Below are 17,410 nucleotides of genomic sequence, written 5' to 3'. Positions count from 1 at the left end.
AAACTCTTTTAATTATTTGAATGATGTTCGAAATCACGAACAGGTTTTATGGTTGACCATGAGCGACAACTTGGGCACAACCAATAGAGAGTATTAACGGTAAATCCACATTTTTGACACCGGTAATTAGGAACTGATTTTATTTGTTCGCCTACCATATTTCGAAGTAGTAGTAGACTTTCTTTAGCCTTTCCTTGTTCAGCATCTGCCACATGGTAATCCATTAAACGGTAGAATCCTTTAAGATTTGGGTGTTTTAATAGTTCACGATAAAGGTAATATTGGGCGGCATCTAATCCGTTGTTCTTTTCAACAATATCGGCAAGCATTAGTTCGGCTACATTACCAGTGTCCTGTTTGACACAAATTTCTAAAAACTGTTTTAATAGTTGTGGCTGATTTATTTTTTCATAACATGCTTTTAATAGTGGCAATGCTTCGCCAATAAAAGCCTTGTCTTGGTTTATTATTTGTTGAAAAGATTCAATTGCTTGTTCGGTTTTGTCTTGGACCATGAATACTCGTCCAAGCATTAATGACGTGCGAGCACAGTTAGCATCGGCTGTAGCAGATTTCTTTAATAGGTTGTATGCTTGATCTAAATCATCATTAGTTATAGCGAGTGCGGCTAGTTCACAATAAAATTGGGCGATTTCGATTTTATATTTTTCATTGCCAAGTTTCACTAGTCTAGATGCGGTATTTATTGCATTTATCCACTCACTTGTAGATTGATAAATAATAAGTAATTGTTGTAGAGCATGTTGCTGGAAGTCTTCTTCATCAACTAATTGTAAAAACATCTCTTCAGCACGATCATAAAGGCCTGCAACCATGTAGTCTCGGCCGAGTTGCTGAATTGCCAATAATCGTTGATCGAATGATAATGATGAACTTTCCATTAATGCTTGATGAATACGTATTGCTCGATCAACTTCGCCTCTCGAACGGAACAAGTTTCCTAATGTTAGATGCGCTTCGAGAGTACCTTCATCCTCTTTAAGTAGATCAAGGAAGATGTCAACCGCTTTATCTTTTTGATTAGACAAAAGAAAATTTAGACCATCTACGTATTCTCGAGATAATCGATTCGATTGATTTAAATATTTTTGTTTGGCATTCCTGTCACCCATATACCAGCCATAGGCAGCGGCTATTGGCAGTAACAGAAATAACAATTCAAACATAATTACCTATTTTAATTGGTATTGGTTAAATTCATTTTTTGATGATTTGATATGTCTTCATCATATTTTTTTTGCAATTTATTTAATTTACGTTTAGTCGATGAATGTTGGAATTTAGATTTTAAGAAATATATTCCAGTTAATATCCAACCAACTAAAAAACCTGAGCCAAATAATATTGCCAATAATACTGATAATCTGACTTCAGTTTTAGCAATTAAATAGTTAAAAGTCACTATTTGATTATTAGCCGAACCTATTGTTATCGAAATGGCGAAAATAAGAATTATCAATAAAATTGATATTACTAATTTCATAATGCTAACCTTATTATTTTATTAAAAATATTGATTTAATCTAATTCTTTTCTTTAAAACTATTCTTTTTCCTAGTGTTATTCCATTACTATATGCCATTTTTTAACATAAAAACAGCAGATAAGTGAAATTAACCAAGCAAGCAATATCCCTAATATTAAATCATAAGCAGAATGCATGCCTAGTAATAGCCGACTCGTTTCAATGAGCAATGACCAAATAGTAATGATTGATACAATAAAAAAATGTCGTTTAAAACTTAGTAGTATTATGGCTAATAAAGCCCAAGTTACTGCAAATAAGGTGTGCCCAGAAGGAAAAGCATAACCTGTTTCATTCTGCCAATGATTAGATAGCCATCTAGGAATAATGGTTGAATTGGCTAACAATTTTTCAATATTAGCTTTACGTTCTGCTCTTGCTTGTGAATAAAATTGCTGTTGATTAAGATTAAACTCTTTATCTAACCATATCACATAAGGTCTGGCTTCAGCAGTTTGTTGTTTGATTATGCTTTTAATAATTTGACCACCTAACATAGCACTGACTAAAACTAGCCATAATAGTAATAATGTTTTTTTATTTTTATTAACTAGTTTTAGGTAAAAGAGTAAAAAAAACAGTCCAGATGTTATTATTGCCCACGGAAAACTAGCAGTTTCAGTTACCCAAAATAAATATTTAGATGTATTATTTATTGACGTTGGTTGCCACTGCCAATTTACGGTTATAACAGATAAAGGTATAATCAGAAATAAGATCAATGGCACTATTGTTTTTTTTATTACTAACCCCATTTAAAACTCAATTAAGCATAAAAATTTATTTATTTTAACATGGAAATACGATTTATTTTTAAAAAATCTTAATCATGTTGTGACGAAACTTGGAGATAATAATGCAATTAAAACATGTTGCACAAGCTAAACTACCAACCCCTTGGGGATGTTTTACTATTGTTGGTTTTGAAGAAATTGCAACAGGTAAGGATCATGTCGCATTAGTGTTTGGTGACATTAATGATCATTCATCCATATTAACACGCGTTCATTCAGAATGTTTGACGGGCGATGCATTATTTAGTTTACGTTGTGATTGTGGTTTTCAATTAGAAGCTGCATTGAAGCAGATAGCTAAAGAGGGTAAAGGTGTCTTGATTTATCATCGTCAAGAAGGGCGTAATATCGGTTTGCTAAATAAAATTAGGGCTTATGCGCTTCAAGATCAGGGGTTAGATACGGTTGAAGCAAATGAGCAATTAGGTTTCGCTGCTGATGAGCGTGATTTTACTTTGTGTGCTGATATGCTAAGGTTATTAAATGTTTCTCAAGTTAGATTATTAACGAATAATCCAGAAAAGATAAAAGTTCTTGAGCAAGCAGGTATTAATGTTACTGAAAGAGTACCTTTGGAAGTAGGCGAAAACCCGAGCAACGAGCATTATTTAGCGACTAAAGCTAATAAATTGGGGCATTTATTACATTTACACCACTGTAATCACTAACACTTTAAAAGGTGAGTTTTACGAAGTTGCCGTATTGTTAATTTAGTTGTTATAATTATTTAATCGTTAACCTCAAAATCTATCAGCGGTTTTGAGGTTAATTTTTATCTGCTAATAAAAAATTTATTAATCTTTGTCACATCTTAGTACGCCACCATTAGCAATTTGATCTTTTGAGACTTCATGCATAATAATTTGTACCGCTTCAGGTTTACAGTTAAGCGTTTCAACAATGGCATCAGTTACCCGTTTTGCCATTTCACGTTTTTGTTCAATGGTACGACCTTCTAAAAAATCAATCACTACATTTGGCATAAATATTTCCTAATTATTAATGGAGGCTAGTTGTTCATCGGTTAATGCGATGTCTTGATTATGGCATATTCCAATTCCAGTTTGGATAATTTTTTCAGCAATCGCTTTGGCTTCATCTAAAGAATGCATGGTATAGGTTCCGCATTGATATTCATTCAATTCAGGAATTTCTGATTGAGATTTTACATTCATAACATCATGCATAGCTTGCAACCAAGCATTAACAACTGAAGACTCTTCTGGTTTGCCAATTAAACTCATATAAAAACCAGTTCGGCAACCCATTGGTGAGATATCAATGATTTCAACTTTATCACTGTTTAAATGGTCACGCATAAAGCCTGCAAATAAATGCTCTAAGGTATGAATACCTTTTTCAGGTAATAGTGCTTTATTAGGAATGGTAAAGCGAAGATCAAATACCGTAATATCATCGCCTTTTGGGGTTGCCATGGTTTTGGCTATTCGTACAAAAGGCGCTTTCATTTTGGTATGGTCAACTTTAAAACTGTCTAATAAAGGCATAATTTTCTCCTTGAATTTGGGATTAAGCCATTTTGCTTGATTAGCTTAATATACTCCACTATTTTATATTCATTGATTTAATAAGTTTATCAATTCTTGTTCATCAATCACTTTTATTCCAAGTTCTTGAGCTTTGGTTAATTTTGAACCAGCTGCTTCTCCAGCAATTACAAAGTCGGTTTTTTTTGAAACACTACCTGTTACTTTAGCACCAAGTTGTTTTAATTTAGCTTTTGCTTCGTCACGTGTTAATATTGATAAAGTTCCTGTTAACACGACGGTTTTGTCAGAAAATGGTGAGTCAGTTGTTAGCAGTTGTATTTCAACGTCTGGCCAGTGTATACCAATTTCCTCACTAATTAACTGATCAATTACTGTGCGGTTATGAGGTTCTTGGAAGAAGTCGATAATACTTTCTGCAATAACTGCGCCAATATCATTTACCGATTGTAATTGTTCTAAAGATGCGTTTTCAATTGCGGTTAAATTTCCTAATTGATTAACTAAATTTTCCGCAGTGACTTCACCAACATTCGGAATACCAAGCGCAAAAATAAATCGATTCAAACTTGTATTTTTAGATTTATCTAATGCGCCCAATAAATTATTGGCTAGTTTTTCGCCAACTTTATCTAATGAACATAAAATTGGCACTGTGAGTTTATAAAGATCTGCTGGTGTTTCGACATATTCTTTATCAACTAATTGTTCAATTATTTTATCGCCTAAACCTTCGACATTCATCGCTCGACGAGAAACAAAATGTTTTAAAGCTTCTTTGCGTTGTGCTTGACAAATTAATCCCCCTGCGCAACGAGATATCGCTTGCCCTTCATCACGGACAATGATTGAACCACAAATCGGGCAGTGAGTTGGAAAAATAATTTCTTTAGTATCAGCGGGTCTTCGATCTTTAATCACTGCGACAATTTGTGGAATAACATCGCCAGCTCGACGAACGGTGACATAATCACCCTCACGAATACCTAACCGGATGATTTCATCGCTGTTATGCAGTGTGGCATTGCTGACAATTACCCCGGCAACTGATACTGGTTCTAATCTGGCTACTGGCGTTATCGCACCAGTACGCCCGACTTGAAAGTCAACTTTATTTAACTTTGTTACTTCTTCTTGTGCTGGAAATTTGAATGCAGTAGCCCAACGAGGTGCACGAGCAACGAAACCAAGTTGTTCTTGTTCAGTAATGCTATTGACTTTGATTACAACACCATCGATATCAAAGTCTAATGACATTCTTTGATCACCAATTTGCTTAAAATAATCTAGTGCTTCTTGTGCTCCATGGCGAATTTGAACTTTGTCACTTACTGGTAGGCCCCAAGCTTTAAATTGCATTAGTCTTGCATAGTGAGTATTGGGTAAATCTGCTCCTTCATTAATACCAACGCCATAACAGAAAAAAGTAAGTGGTCTTTTAGCCGTGATTTTAGGATCTAACTGTCTTAATGAACCGGCAGCAGCATTACGAGGGTTAGCAAATATTTTTTCGTTACGTTTTTCAGCTTCTGCATTTAATTTAGCAAAACCTTTATGCGTCATAAAAACTTCACCTCGAACTTCTAGGCGAGACGGAATATTCTCACCCTTCAATACGAGTGGAATAGTTTTTATTGTTCGAACGTTGGCTGTAATATCTTCACCAGTCGTTCCATCTCCTCGTGTAGCAGCTTGAATTAATTGGCCATTTTCATATAACAGACTTACCGCCAATCCATCAAGTTTTAACTCGCAACAGTATTCAACGGCTTGCTCTTCATCAAGCTCTAAGCGATCTTTTATTCTTTTATTAAAAGCGATAAAACTCGATTCATCAAAAACATTATCCAATGATAACATAGGTAATTGATGTCTGATCGACGAAAACTGTGATAATGGTGCTCCTCCAACACGTTGGGTTGGTGAGTCAGGGGTAATAAGTTCAGGATGAGCCAGCTCCAGATTTTGCAGCTGTTTAATTAATTTATCATATTCCACATCGGGTATTTCGGGAGCATCTAACACATAATAACAGTATTCATGATGTCTTATCAGATCACGTAAAGTCGAGATCTGTGTTATTACATCTTGGTTAGAGCTAGATGGCGCTACTGAATGTTCAGTTATATTTGATTGTGGCATGATTTTAAACTCTTAATTTATCAAGAAGGTTTTTAAGCTTATTACTAAAATAGTATTTAACTGTATTTAGGACAACAGATTTTACTAAATATAGTCAATTATCTAATATAAGTCAGACTATTCCACTAATTTTTTAGTGGAATAGTAGCAAAAATGAGGAATTTTAAATAGCTAGCTTAAATTTCATTACAAGCTTTTTTTATGCGTTCTTTATAACTATCGATTTTTTGAGGTGTCATCATATGATGTTCATCATCCAAAACGACACCATTAACATCATCGGCAATACGTTGTGCTGTTTGTAGCATTAATTTGAAATTTTGTTGATTGTTTCCATGGGTTGGTGCAACCATAAAAATTGATACACCTGGTGTTGTAAATTCGTGCATAGTTTCGGGATCTAGATGCCCCGGACTAATCATATTTGCTAAACTAAATAATATCGGCCCATTACCTGCTGGGTCGACATGGCGATGAAAAATACGCATATCACCAAATTGGAATCCTGATTGCATGATGCTAGCTAATAACATATCACCTTGTAATTCCTTGCCATTTAAGCCAGTAACATTTAATACAATAATTTCAGTTTTGCTTTCTTCACTATCGTCTATCGTTAGTTTGTCTTGTTTTTCGAGTTTTTCTTCAGGTTGAGGAGCATCTGTTTTTATATCCTCGTTAGCTTTGGTTGTTTTTTCGATTTCAGAAGTTTCTTTCATTGGCTCATCAGTAAAGATATCCTGTTGAACATCGTGAGTCGACTCATTAGAAACCTTAGTTTCGATTTTTGGTTGTTGTTCGTCATCATCTGAAAATAGATCAACTTGAAGGGGTAGTTGTTCTTCTTCTACTACTAGTGCTTTATTAATAGAAATATTAGCATCGTCCTGATTTGTTTTGCTTTTTGGCGTGAGTAAAATCACATCATCTTCATCATTATAGATGTCTTCATATTGCTGAGTATTTGTTGTGAATTTATCTTTTTTGCCTAACTTAAATAAAGAAGAACGTTCTTTCTTATTGATCCAAAGCCCATGAATTAATAATGCAATGATGACCAAGGATGCCACTACAATTAGAACAGTACGTAAATTATCCATAATACCCACTCAGAATTAAATTAAATATAGATTCAAATTATTCAATAATATAATTGAAAAAAAAGGATTAAAAAATACCACAACGAAATTTTTTTACTTTTTACATTTAAGTTAAATCCATACTCACTTATTACAGCGCAAAAAAACTATTATTCTATATTACTTTATTTCTAGCAATAATCATAATTATCAATAGAATTTTTTTATTAATTTGCTTTTAAGGCTTATAAGTCAGATAATTTTTAGAACTCTGTGCTATTAAGGCGTTAAGACTCTTACAATCTATGCATATTTTTTGTAAAATCTCCGATCACTTTTGAATAATATTCATTGTTTTTATTTAAAAAATAATTATTAAGTTACCGAGGTCTTTTTTATATGAGATTTAATAAGCTATTACTTACTCTGCCAGCGGCATTAACTAGTCTATTGTTATTAACAAGTTGTGATAATAATCAATCACAAGATGGTGCTGGCCAATTACCAAAGGTAACTGTTTTTAAAGTTGAACCTTTAGACTATACTCTAAAAATAAACTTACCTGGACGGGTCGTTGCTTCCCAGATCGCTGAAATCCGACCACAGGTTAGTGGGATTGTACTAAATCGAGAATTTGAAGAAAGTTCAAATGTTAAAGCTGGTCAATCACTTTATCAAATTGACCCAGCCATTTATCAAGCGAATTATGATAGTGCGGTGGCCAGTGTAGCTAGTGCGAAAGCTAACGCTAATATAGCTCAACTAACCTTAAAGCGTTATGCTGGACTTTTGAATACTAAATCTATCAGTCAACAAGAATATGATAAAGCGGCTGCCGATGCCAAACAAGCTGAGGCAAGTGTTTTAGTTGCTCAAGCAGCAGAGCACGCAGCCAAAGTTAATTTGGACTACACGAAAGTATACTCGCCAATTGATGGGTATATTGGTAAATCAAGTGTCACGGAGGGGGCATTAGTGTCAGCAGGGCAAGCTGCTCCATTAGCTTTGGTACAGCAACTTGATCCAATTTATGTTGATATGACTGAAGCTGCAACTCGTTATAATAAATATCTTCAAGATGAAAATATAATTTATGAACCAGCTCAAGGTGATAATGTTGAATTGTTTTTTAATGATGGATCAAAATATGCTCTATCAGGAAATATTAAATTTTCAGATATGACGGTTAATGAAACGACTGGAACAGTTACTCTGCGATCACAATTTTCAAATGCTGAAGGTAAAATTTTACCGGGGATGTTTGTAAAACCACAATTGACATTAGGTACTATCAAAAATGCAGTACTAGTTCCTCAGCAGGGCATTACTAGTAACCAAAAAGGTCAATATACAGCTAAGATTTTAAAACCAGATAATACAGTTGAATATCGTCAAGATATTAAAGTTTATACTGGCATCAGTGGTTATTGGGTTGTTACCAGTGGCATTGATGTTGGTGAACAAGTGATTACTACCGGTTTACTTAATTTAACCGCAGTAGAAAGGGGGCAACCAATGAAGGCTCAAGTAGTAGATAAGCCAGCTACTCTTTCTCAAGAGCAATTAGACAATATCATCAAAAGCAGCGTGAAATAAAACAGGGGTAGAGTTAATTATGGCTAAGTTTTTTATTGATAGACCTGTTTTTGCATGGGTAATTGCTATCATGATGATGCTGGGCGGTGCTTTATGTATTAAGCTACTCGCTGTTGAACAGTATCCTGATATCGCACCACCAGCTGTTACGGTTTCTGCTGTTTATCCAGGGGCTGATGCTCAAACTATTGAGAATACAGTTACCCAATTGATTGAGCAAAACTTGACTGGTTTGGATAATTTGATTTATATGAAATCAACCAGTAGTGCTCAAGGGGTTGTACAAACCACTCTGACTTTTGCTCCCGGCACTAGCCCTGATTTTGCGCAAGTACAGGTCTTAAATAAAGTAGAAAGTATTAAATCTCGTTTGCCAGAAAGCGTGCAAAAAAATGGGGTATCGGTTGCTAAAAATAATACCAACTTCTTAAAAGTTATTGGTTTCTATTCTACCAATCCTCAAAAAACACAAGCAGATATCGCTGACTTTATTTATTCAACAGTACAAGATCAGATACGTCGTGTACAAGGTGTCGGTGATACTCAGTTATTTGGTTCTGAATATGCAATGCGTATTTGGTTAGATCCTAATAAACTAAATTATTTTAATTTATCTATTGAAGAAATTATTGCTGCTATTCAAGCACAAAATGCGCAGGTTACTGCAGGGCAATTAGGTGCTTTACCAGCAACTGAAGGTCAAGAGCTCAATGCAACTATTACAGCTCAATCACGGTTAAAAACACCTGAGCAATTTCAAAATATTTTAGTACGTGTTAACACAGATGGCTCAAACATCTTATTAAAAGATGTTGCCAATGTTGAAATTGGTGCTGCTGATTATAACTTTCTTTCACGTTATGACGGTAAACCATCAGCTGGTTTAGGTATTTATTTGGCGACAGGAGCAAACCAACTCGATACATCAGCAAAAGTTGACCAAAAAATTCAAGAATTATCACAGATTTTTCCTGAAGATATCAAATTTGCCTATCCTTATGATACAACTCCGTTTGTTAAATTATCGATTAATAACGTTGTGCATACATTAATTGAAGCAATCATATTGGTTGTTATCGTTATGTATGTCTTTTTACAAAATCTGCGTTCTACACTTATTCCAACTATTACCGTACCAGTAGTATTGTTAGGTACCTTTGCAGTTTTATATATATTTGGATTTACCATTAATACGTTATCTATGTTTGCTATGGTGCTGGCCATCGGTCTTCTGGTCGATGATGCCATCGTAGTAATTGAAAACGTTGAACGTATTATGCATGACGAAGGCCTTTCGCCTTATGATGCAACGGTTAAATCGATGGAACAAATTACTTCGGCATTAGTGGGGATTGCTGTGGTATTATCCGCCGTATTCGTACCAATGGCATTTTATGGTGGTGCTGCAGGGGGGATATATCGTCAATTTTCAATCACAATTGTAACGTCAATGGCTTTATCAGTATTGATGGCAATTGTATTAACGCCAGCACTTTGCGCACAAATTTTAAAAGCACCATCGAAAAATAAAGTTAAGATAACAACATTAGGCGAAAAATTACAAACCATACCTCCGTTTACGTGGCTTTCAATTGGAACTAAATGGTTTTTCAATAAGTTCAATAATTTGTATAACAAAAGTTTATATGCCTATGAAAAAGGGGTAATTAAGTTTATTCGTTATCCACTGATTTCATTTGTTTGCTATGTCTTGATAGTTGTTGGCTTAGTATTTGGCTTTAACCGTTTACCAACTGGTTTCTTACCAAATGAAGATCAGGGGGTGTTGATTGTAATGGTTGAGTTACCACCCGGTGCGACATTAGAACAAACCATGGGTGTATTGAACAAAACCTCTCAATTTTATATGAATGAAAAAGCTGATTCAGTCAGAGAGATTTTTACCGTTGCAGGTTTTAGCATGGTTGGTCGTGGACAAAACATGGGACTTGGCTTTATTCGATTAAAAGATTGGGATGAACGTAAACGCCCGGATCAAAAAGTTGATGCATTAGTTGGTAGTGGTTGGGGATTCGCTTCTACTATTACTGAAGGTCGGGTCATTATTACGAATGTACCGGCTGTACCATCACTTGGTATGGCAAATGGTTTTTCTTACATGTTAAAAGATACCGCTGGACTTGGCCATGAGGCACTAATGGGGGCATTTTTCCAATTATTGGGGCAAGCTGCACAGAATCCTAATCTACAACAAGTTCGTCCAGGTAGTATGCTAGATGTCCCACAATATAAGATTAATGTCGATTTTGAAACTGCTCAAGCACTTGGTGTTGCAGTAAGTAGCGTAAATACCGTACTTTCAACAGCATTGGGTTCAGCTTATATTGATGACTTTGTTTATAACAATCGGGTTAAAAAAGTCTATTTACAATCAGATTCGGCTTATCGAATGTTACCTGATGATTTCAGCTTTTGGCATGTTAAAAATCAAAAAGGTGAAATGGTTCCTTATGATGCATTTGCCACTACAACTAAGAGTTATGGTTCGCCATCTCTTGTTCGTTATGATGGCGTTGCAGCCATGGGCGTCAGTGGAGCCGCTGCACCAGGTATGAGTTCAGGACAAGCTATGGCAATAATGGAAGAACTATCTAAAAACTTACCGAAAGGTTTCTCGTATGATTGGACAGATATTTCTTACCAAGAACGTCAAACAGGTTCACAAACGACAACACTTTATATTATCTCACTTATCGTAGTGTTCCTATCGTTAGCTGCATTATATGAAAGTTGGACTGTACCTATTTCTATCTTATTCGTTATCCCATTAGGTATTATTGGTACTGTATATGCAACTATGTTTAGAGGCCTTGATAATGATATCTACTTTATCGTTGGTCTATTAACAACAATGGGTCTATCGGCTAAGAATGCTATTCTGATCGTAGAATTTGCTAAAGATGCGCTTGAAAAAGAAGGTAAGTCATTAATTGATGCAACATTAGAAGCGTGTCGCTTACGCTTACGCCCAATTTTAATGACTTCATTTGCCTTTATTCTAGGTGTTTATCCACTGGCTACCAGTAGTGGTGCCGGTTCTGTAAGTCAGAATGCGGTAGGTACGGGGGTTATTGGTGGTATGTTAACGGCAACGTTCTTAGCGATTTTCTATGTTCCGTTATTCTTCTTATTTATAACTAAACTATTCACTAAACATAAGAATAAAGTGGTGTTGCCAACTAACTATACTGGTAAAACTGAGAAATAGTTAATGAATAATTAATATGAATTTAAAGCACCAATAATATTGGTGCTTTTTTTTATCTAACTTTTAATAGATTGCCTATTTGATATTTTAATTTAACAGTTTTCATACAGTTGGATAAAAGTTGAGGAAAGGGGTTTTTAAGTTATAAACGCAGGGCGTTAATATGGAATAGTATTAGATTATTTACGTGATTTGATTAATTGTTGACTCATATGGGCATGGGTAATTGCTATAGCTAGTGCATCTGCCGCATCTGCTTGAGGACTTGCAGGTAATTTTAATAGTAGTCTAACCATATGTTGAACTTGTTTTTTGTCGGCAGCTCCAGTGCCAACTACACTTTGTTTGACCAAGCGTGCAGCATATTCAAAAATGGGTAAATCATGATTGACTGCTGCGACAATTGCAGAGCCTCGTGCTTGACCCAATTTTAAAGCAGAATCGGCATTACGTGCCATAAATACTTGTTCAATAGCAAACATGTTCGGTTGAAATTGAAGAATGATTTCGCTTACTCCTGCATAGACACGTTTCAAACGTGTGGGTAAGTCATCGACAGCAGTGCGAATACAGCCACTGCCAAGATAGGTGAGTTGTCGTCCCGTTTGACGAATTACGCCATAACCCGTCAAACGAGAGCCTGGGTCAATACCCAGAATAATAGTCATTAGAGTGTTGCAGCAACTTCGTCTGACACTTCTCCGTTATGATAAACCTCTTGAACATCATCACAATCTTCAAGCATATCGATAAGACGTAGTAATTTTGGTGCAGACTCAATATCAAGATCAACTTTGGTTGCTGGAATCATTGAAACTTCAGCGGATTCAGCCACTAAACCAGCTGCATCGAGTGCATCTTTAACTTCACCGAATGATTCAGGTGTAGTAAATACATCAATTGCACCATCATCATAAGTAACCACATCATCAGCACCAGCTTCAAGTGCCGCATCCATTACTTGATCTTCATCAGTGCCTGCAGGATAAGAGATCACACCTTTTTTAGTAAATAAATAAGATACTGAGCCGTCAGTACCTAGATTACCGCCAGTTTTAGTGAAAGCGTGACGAACTTCAGATACAGTACGGTTTCGGTTATCACTTAAGCATTCAACCATTACTGCAGTACCTGCAGGTCCATAACCTTCATAGATGATAGTTTCCATATTAGTATCATCTTCACCACCGACACCACGAGCAACAGCTCGATTCATGGTATCTCGAGTCATGTTATTAGATAATGCTTTGTCCATAGCAGCACGTAGACGAGGGTTAGACGCTGGATCGCCACCACCAATTTTGGCTGCCGTTACAAGTTCGCGAATAATTTTGGTAAAGATTTTACCGCGCTTAGCATCTTGAGCTGCTTTGCGGTGTTTGGTATTGGCCCATTTACTATGACCTGCCATAGAGTTCTCCAGATTAAATAATTTAAAAATCGCATCATTTTAACAAACTTTTAACTAAAGTTCATTATCAATCTATTTTTTCATTGGTTCATGTCATTTTAATAATGAATAATTATATTGATTTGTATCAAATATTCATATTTTATTCATTGCAACTCATTTAGTTTTAATTCATTATATCTTTAGTCTTGATAGATTAAGCCTTCATCGAAACGTTTCGATAAACAATTTCATTATTATTCTTAGGATTGCATTATGTATAAAAGTAAGTTGTTCAATTCAGTAATAGTTCAGACTTTAGCCAAAATGGGACATACCGATCAAATTGCTATTGGTGATGCAGGTTTACCCATACCTGAAAATGTTGAAAGAATAGATCTGGCGCTGACATTTGGCGTGCCATCTTTTATGCAAGTTTTGGAAACTGTAACTGAATCTATGCAAATTGAAAAAGTTCTTCTGGCAGAAGAGATCCTTGAACATAATCCAGAGATAAATAAAAAAATATTAGCTCAGATTAAACAAATTGAGGAATCACAACAAAATATAATTGATATAGAATATGTCACTCACGAAATGTTAAAACAGCAAACCAGCGAATGCAAAGCGGTAATTAGGACTGGTGAATGTTCACCTTACGCGAATATTATTCTACAGTCGGGAGTAATTTTTTAAAAACAACAATTAAAATAATGGGAATTTTATGAGTGATATTTTATTACAGCTTACTGATATATCTAAATCTTTTCCCGGTGTTAAAGCGCTTTCAGGCGCTAATCTGACTGTTAAAGCTGGTCAAGTTATGGCCTTAATCGGCGAAAATGGCGCGGGTAAATCTACGTTAATGAAAGTACTCACAGGAATATATAAAAAAGATTCTGGTGAAATTATTTATCAAGGTAGTAAAGTTAACTTCAATGGTCCCAAAGCTTCGCAATTAGCCGGAATAGGTATAATTCATCAAGAATTGAATTTAATACCGCAATTATCCATCGCCGAAAATATCTTTTTAGGTCGAGAATTTACCAATAAATTCGGTTGTATTGATTGGCAAAAAACCTATGCTGAAGCCGATAAATTATTAGCGCAATTGCATTTGAATTATAACAGTCGAAGATTGATTAGTGATTTGTCGATTGGTGAACAGCAAATGGTTGAAATTGCCAAAGTGCTAAGTTTTGATTCTAAAGTTATCATTATGGATGAACCAACCGATGCTCTCACCGATACAGAAACCGCTTCATTATTTGAAGTCATTAATAAACTCAAAAAACAAAATTGTGGCATTGTCTATATCTCTCATCGTCTAAAAGAAATCTTTCAAATTTGCGATGCAGTAACCGTATTACGTGATGGTCAATTTGTGGGGGAAAAGAAGATCACTCAATTGGATGAAGATAGTTTAATTGAGATGATGGTGGGTCGTAAGCTTGAAGAACAATATCCACGCATCGAAATGGAAAAAGGAAATATCACGTTACAGGTTAACCACCTTATTGGTGATGGTGTGAATGATGTTAGTTTTTCTCTTCATGAAGGAGAAATATTAGGTATCTCTGGTCTTATGGGGGCTGGACGAACCGAGTTGATGAAGATGATTTATGGCGCAAATCCCGCTAAATCAGGAACAATAACTTTAAATGGCAAAGCCATTAAAACACGTTCGCCAAAAGATGGTTTAATGAACGGCATTGTTTATATCTCTGAAGACCGCAAAAGAGATGGATTAATTTTAGGCATGTCAGTTAAAGATAATATGTCACTCAACTCCCTTGGTTATTTTGTTAATCAATTTAAACAGTTAAAACTAAAAAATGAACGACGAGCGGTTGATGATTATGTGGGACTATTCAATATTAAAACCCCATCAATTAATCAAACAATAGGTTTATTATCAGGTGGTAATCAACAAAAAGTTGCTATTGCTAAAGGATTAATGACACGTCCAAGCATATTAATTTTGGATGAACCAACCAGAGGTGTTGATGTTGGCGCTAAAAAGGAAATTTATCAACTGATTAATCAATTCAAACAACAAGGATTAAGTGTTATCTTAGTTTCGTCCGACATGCCCGAAATTCTTGGCATGAGTGACCGCATTTTAGTTATTCATGAAGGAAAAGTAACCGGAAATTTTACTATTAATGAAGCAACACAAGAAAAACTTATGGCCGCTGCCGTAGGAAAAATACAGGAGAAATCTGATGCTGCAAAATAAAACGCTCAAAAATGTATTAGTTGAGCAGAAGTCATTAATAACGTTACTGGTATTAATCTTAATCGTTTCATGTTTAAGTGATAACTTTTTCACGTTAAATAATATTTTTAATATTTTGCAGCAAACCTCAATTAACGCCATTATTGCGGTTGGAATGACCTTAGTCATTCTAACATCCGGTATTGATCTTACAGTTGGCTCGATATTTGCACTAGCGGGCGCTGTGACCGCATCGATGATTGGTTCCGACATTTCCCCATTTATTGCTATATGTGCTGCTTTAATTTTAAGTGCAATATTAGGGGCCTTTTCTGGAGTCATTATCGCGAAAGGAAAGCTTCAAGCTTTTATTGCAACATTAGTGATGATGTTAATCTTACGTGGTGCAACACTGGTATATACAAAAGGAAGTCCAATTTCTATTGGTACTAATGATAATTCCGAAATGTTTGAATGGATCGCATTTGGTCGAGTATTCGGTATTCCAGTACCAATTATCATTATGTTGGTTGTGTTTGCCGCGGCATGGTATTTGTTGAAATATACGCGTTTAGGTCGCTATATTTATGCCCTTGGCGGTAACGAATCAGCAACACAATTATCAGGTATCAATGTTGATAAGGTAAAAATTATTGTTTATGCGATGAGTGGTTTACTGTGTGCTGTTGCCAGTACAATTGAGGTTTCAAGATTGTCCTCAGCTCAACCTACAGCAGGAACTGGTTACGAGATGGATGCAATTGCTGCTGTTGTTCTTGGCGGCACAAGTATGTCAGGAGGGCGCGGTAAAATTATTGGGACCCTAATCGGTGCGTTAATTCTAGGTTTTTTGAATAATGGCTTAAATATGTTAGGGGTCGATGCGTATTATCAAATGATAGTCAAAGGTGGCGTCATATTACTTGCGGTTTTAGTTGATAAAAAAACTAATAAGTAATTTTTTTAATAAAAGTAGCTAGGAGAAAGTTATGAGATTAAATAAGTACATTGCTGTATTAATAAGTTTTTTATTTGTCTTTCAAGCTTCGGCAAAAGAGAATATTGCTTTAATAATATCCACGCTAAACAATCCATTTTTTGTTACTTTAAAAGAGGGAGCCGTAAAAAAAGCTAATGAACTAGGTTACGATTTAGTAGTGTTAGATTCCCAAAATAATCCCGCCAAAGAGTTAGCAAATGTTGAAGATACAATTGTTAAAGGAACAAAGATTATTTTAATTAATCCGACAGATTCGGAAGCAGTTGGTAACGCTGTTCTAGCGGCTAACAAAGCAAATATTCCTGTTATAACCCTTGACCGTGGTTCAGTGAAAGGTGAGGTAGTTAGCCATATAGCATCAGACAATGTTGCTGGCGGTAAAATGGCTGGTGATTTTATTGTTAATAAGTTAGGTAAACAGGCAAAAGTCATTCAACTACAAGGAATTGTAGGTACTTCGGCTTCACGTGAAAGAGGTGAAGGATTTAATCAGTCACAACAAGAAAATAATTTTACCATTTTAACTGCACAGCCTGCGGATTTTGATAGAGCTAAAGGTATGAATGTTATGCAAAATTTATTAACGGCTTATCCCACTGTTCAAGCTGTATTTGCAGAAAATGATGAAATGGCATTAGGTGCAATGCGAGCGATTCAAACCGCTGGTCGAACTGACATTTTGATCGTTGGATTCGATGGTACTGATGATGGTATCAAATCTGTAGAACGCGGTAAATTAGCTGCAACTGTGGCACAACAACCCGATAAAATTGGCGCAATTGGGGTAGAAATCGCTGATAAAGTTATAAAAGGTGAAAAAGTCAGTCCGAGTATTCCTGTGGAGTTAAAATTAATTAGTAAATAGATTAGTATAGGACGTGATAAACGTCCTATTTAATTAGGAATTA

The 17,410-nt window shown here is 35.5% G+C and carries 16 protein-coding genes; 7 read left to right on the top strand and 9 right to left on the bottom strand.

What is annotated here, in order from left to right; all coding sequences use genetic code 11:
• Window positions 1-8 precede the first annotated feature (8 nt).
• From lapB to H3T54_RS07730, 3 genes are all read right to left on the bottom strand, one after another.
• Window positions 9-1,187 carry a lipopolysaccharide assembly protein LapB gene (gene lapB, locus H3T54_RS07740; protein WP_198221857.1) on the bottom strand — a complete coding sequence of 393 codons (1,179 nt, stop codon included), beginning with the start codon at window positions 1,185-1,187 and terminating at the stop codon, window positions 9-11.
• An 11-nt stretch (window positions 1,188-1,198) separates the two neighbouring features.
• Entirely contained in the window at window positions 1,199-1,504 is a 306-nt protein-coding gene (locus tag H3T54_RS07735) for a LapA family protein (protein WP_198199171.1), read from the bottom strand.
• 77 nt (window positions 1,505-1,581) lie between these two features.
• Entirely contained in the window at window positions 1,582-2,301 is a 720-nt protein-coding gene (locus tag H3T54_RS07730) for a phosphatase PAP2 family protein (RefSeq protein WP_110448294.1), read from the bottom strand.
• A gap of 101 nt (window positions 2,302-2,402) precedes the next feature.
• Here H3T54_RS07730 and ribA point away from each other — a divergent pair, with 101 nt between their 5' ends.
• Complete coding sequence (gene ribA, locus H3T54_RS07725; protein WP_110448293.1) at window positions 2,403-3,008, top strand: GTP cyclohydrolase II; 606 nt, start codon at window positions 2,403-2,405, stop codon at window positions 3,006-3,008.
• 126 nt (window positions 3,009-3,134) lie between these two features.
• On the opposite strand, the gene H3T54_RS07720 is transcribed toward ribA, so the two are convergent.
• The 4 genes from H3T54_RS07720 to zipA form a co-directional block, all read right to left on the bottom strand.
• Entirely contained in the window at window positions 3,135-3,323 is a 189-nt protein-coding gene (locus H3T54_RS07720; protein ID WP_034901609.1) for a 2-hydroxymuconate tautomerase, read from the bottom strand.
• 9 nt (window positions 3,324-3,332) lie between these two features.
• On the bottom strand, window positions 3,333-3,848 hold the full coding sequence (luxS, locus tag H3T54_RS07715) for an S-ribosylhomocysteine lyase (protein ID WP_198221855.1): 516 nt from the start codon (window positions 3,846-3,848) through the stop codon (window positions 3,333-3,335).
• 69 nt (window positions 3,849-3,917) lie between these two features.
• Window positions 3,918-5,990: an NAD-dependent DNA ligase LigA gene (gene ligA, locus H3T54_RS07710; protein WP_198221853.1), complete on the bottom strand. Its 2,073-nt coding sequence runs from the start codon at window positions 5,988-5,990 to the stop codon at window positions 3,918-3,920.
• 176 nt (window positions 5,991-6,166) lie between these two features.
• Window positions 6,167-7,093, bottom strand: a complete 927-nt coding sequence (zipA, locus tag H3T54_RS07705) for a cell division protein ZipA (RefSeq protein ID WP_370527366.1) — start codon at window positions 7,091-7,093, stop codon at window positions 6,167-6,169.
• A 375-nt stretch (window positions 7,094-7,468) separates the two neighbouring features.
• Here zipA and H3T54_RS07700 point away from each other — a divergent pair, with 375 nt between their 5' ends.
• Both H3T54_RS07700 and H3T54_RS07695 read left to right on the top strand, forming a co-directional pair.
• Window positions 7,469-8,665 (top strand): efflux RND transporter periplasmic adaptor subunit, encoded by a 1,197-nt coding sequence (locus tag H3T54_RS07700; RefSeq protein WP_110448289.1) that lies wholly within the window; start codon window positions 7,469-7,471, stop codon window positions 8,663-8,665.
• Between the two features lie 19 nt (window positions 8,666-8,684).
• Entirely contained in the window at window positions 8,685-11,894 is a 3,210-nt protein-coding gene (locus tag H3T54_RS07695; RefSeq protein WP_198221849.1) for an efflux RND transporter permease subunit, read from the top strand.
• A 179-nt stretch (window positions 11,895-12,073) separates the two neighbouring features.
• On the opposite strand, the gene ruvC is transcribed toward H3T54_RS07695, so the two are convergent.
• Together ruvC and H3T54_RS07685 are read right to left on the bottom strand one after the other, a co-directional pair.
• Entirely contained in the window at window positions 12,074-12,562 is a 489-nt protein-coding gene (gene ruvC / locus H3T54_RS07690) for a crossover junction endodeoxyribonuclease RuvC (protein WP_198221847.1), read from the bottom strand.
• The gene (locus H3T54_RS07685; protein ID WP_110448286.1) at window positions 12,562-13,305 is read right to left on the bottom strand and encodes a YebC/PmpR family DNA-binding transcriptional regulator; all 744 of its coding nucleotides are present in this window, start codon (window positions 13,303-13,305) and stop codon (window positions 12,562-12,564) included. The genes ruvC and H3T54_RS07685 overlap by 1 nt, the downstream gene beginning before the upstream one ends.
• Before the next feature lie 255 nt (window positions 13,306-13,560).
• Between H3T54_RS07685 and rbsD the strand changes: the two genes are divergently transcribed.
• From rbsD to rbsB, 4 genes are read left to right on the top strand one after another with little or no spacing between them, the layout of a single operon-like run.
• Window positions 13,561-13,980 (top strand): D-ribose pyranase, encoded by a 420-nt coding sequence (gene rbsD, locus H3T54_RS07680; RefSeq protein WP_198221845.1) that lies wholly within the window; start codon window positions 13,561-13,563, stop codon window positions 13,978-13,980.
• A gap of 28 nt (window positions 13,981-14,008) precedes the next feature.
• Window positions 14,009-15,523: a ribose ABC transporter ATP-binding protein RbsA gene (rbsA, locus tag H3T54_RS07675; RefSeq protein ID WP_198221843.1), complete on the top strand. Its 1,515-nt coding sequence runs from the start codon at window positions 14,009-14,011 to the stop codon at window positions 15,521-15,523.
• Window positions 15,510-16,460, top strand: coding sequence for a ribose ABC transporter permease (gene rbsC, locus H3T54_RS07670; RefSeq protein WP_198221841.1), 951 nt, complete (start codon window positions 15,510-15,512; stop codon window positions 16,458-16,460). The genes rbsA and rbsC overlap by 14 nt, the downstream gene beginning before the upstream one ends.
• A gap of 31 nt (window positions 16,461-16,491) precedes the next feature.
• Window positions 16,492-17,367: a ribose ABC transporter substrate-binding protein RbsB gene (rbsB, locus tag H3T54_RS07665; protein ID WP_110448282.1), complete on the top strand. Its 876-nt coding sequence runs from the start codon at window positions 16,492-16,494 to the stop codon at window positions 17,365-17,367.
• Window positions 17,368-17,410 lie beyond the last annotated feature (43 nt).

This window comes from Gilliamella sp. B14384G10 (assembly GCF_016101685.1).
In the GTDB taxonomy this organism is placed as follows: domain Bacteria; phylum Pseudomonadota; class Gammaproteobacteria; order Enterobacterales; family Orbaceae; genus Gilliamella; species Gilliamella apis_A.
This window is presented reverse-complemented; position numbering and strand designations above follow the sequence as displayed.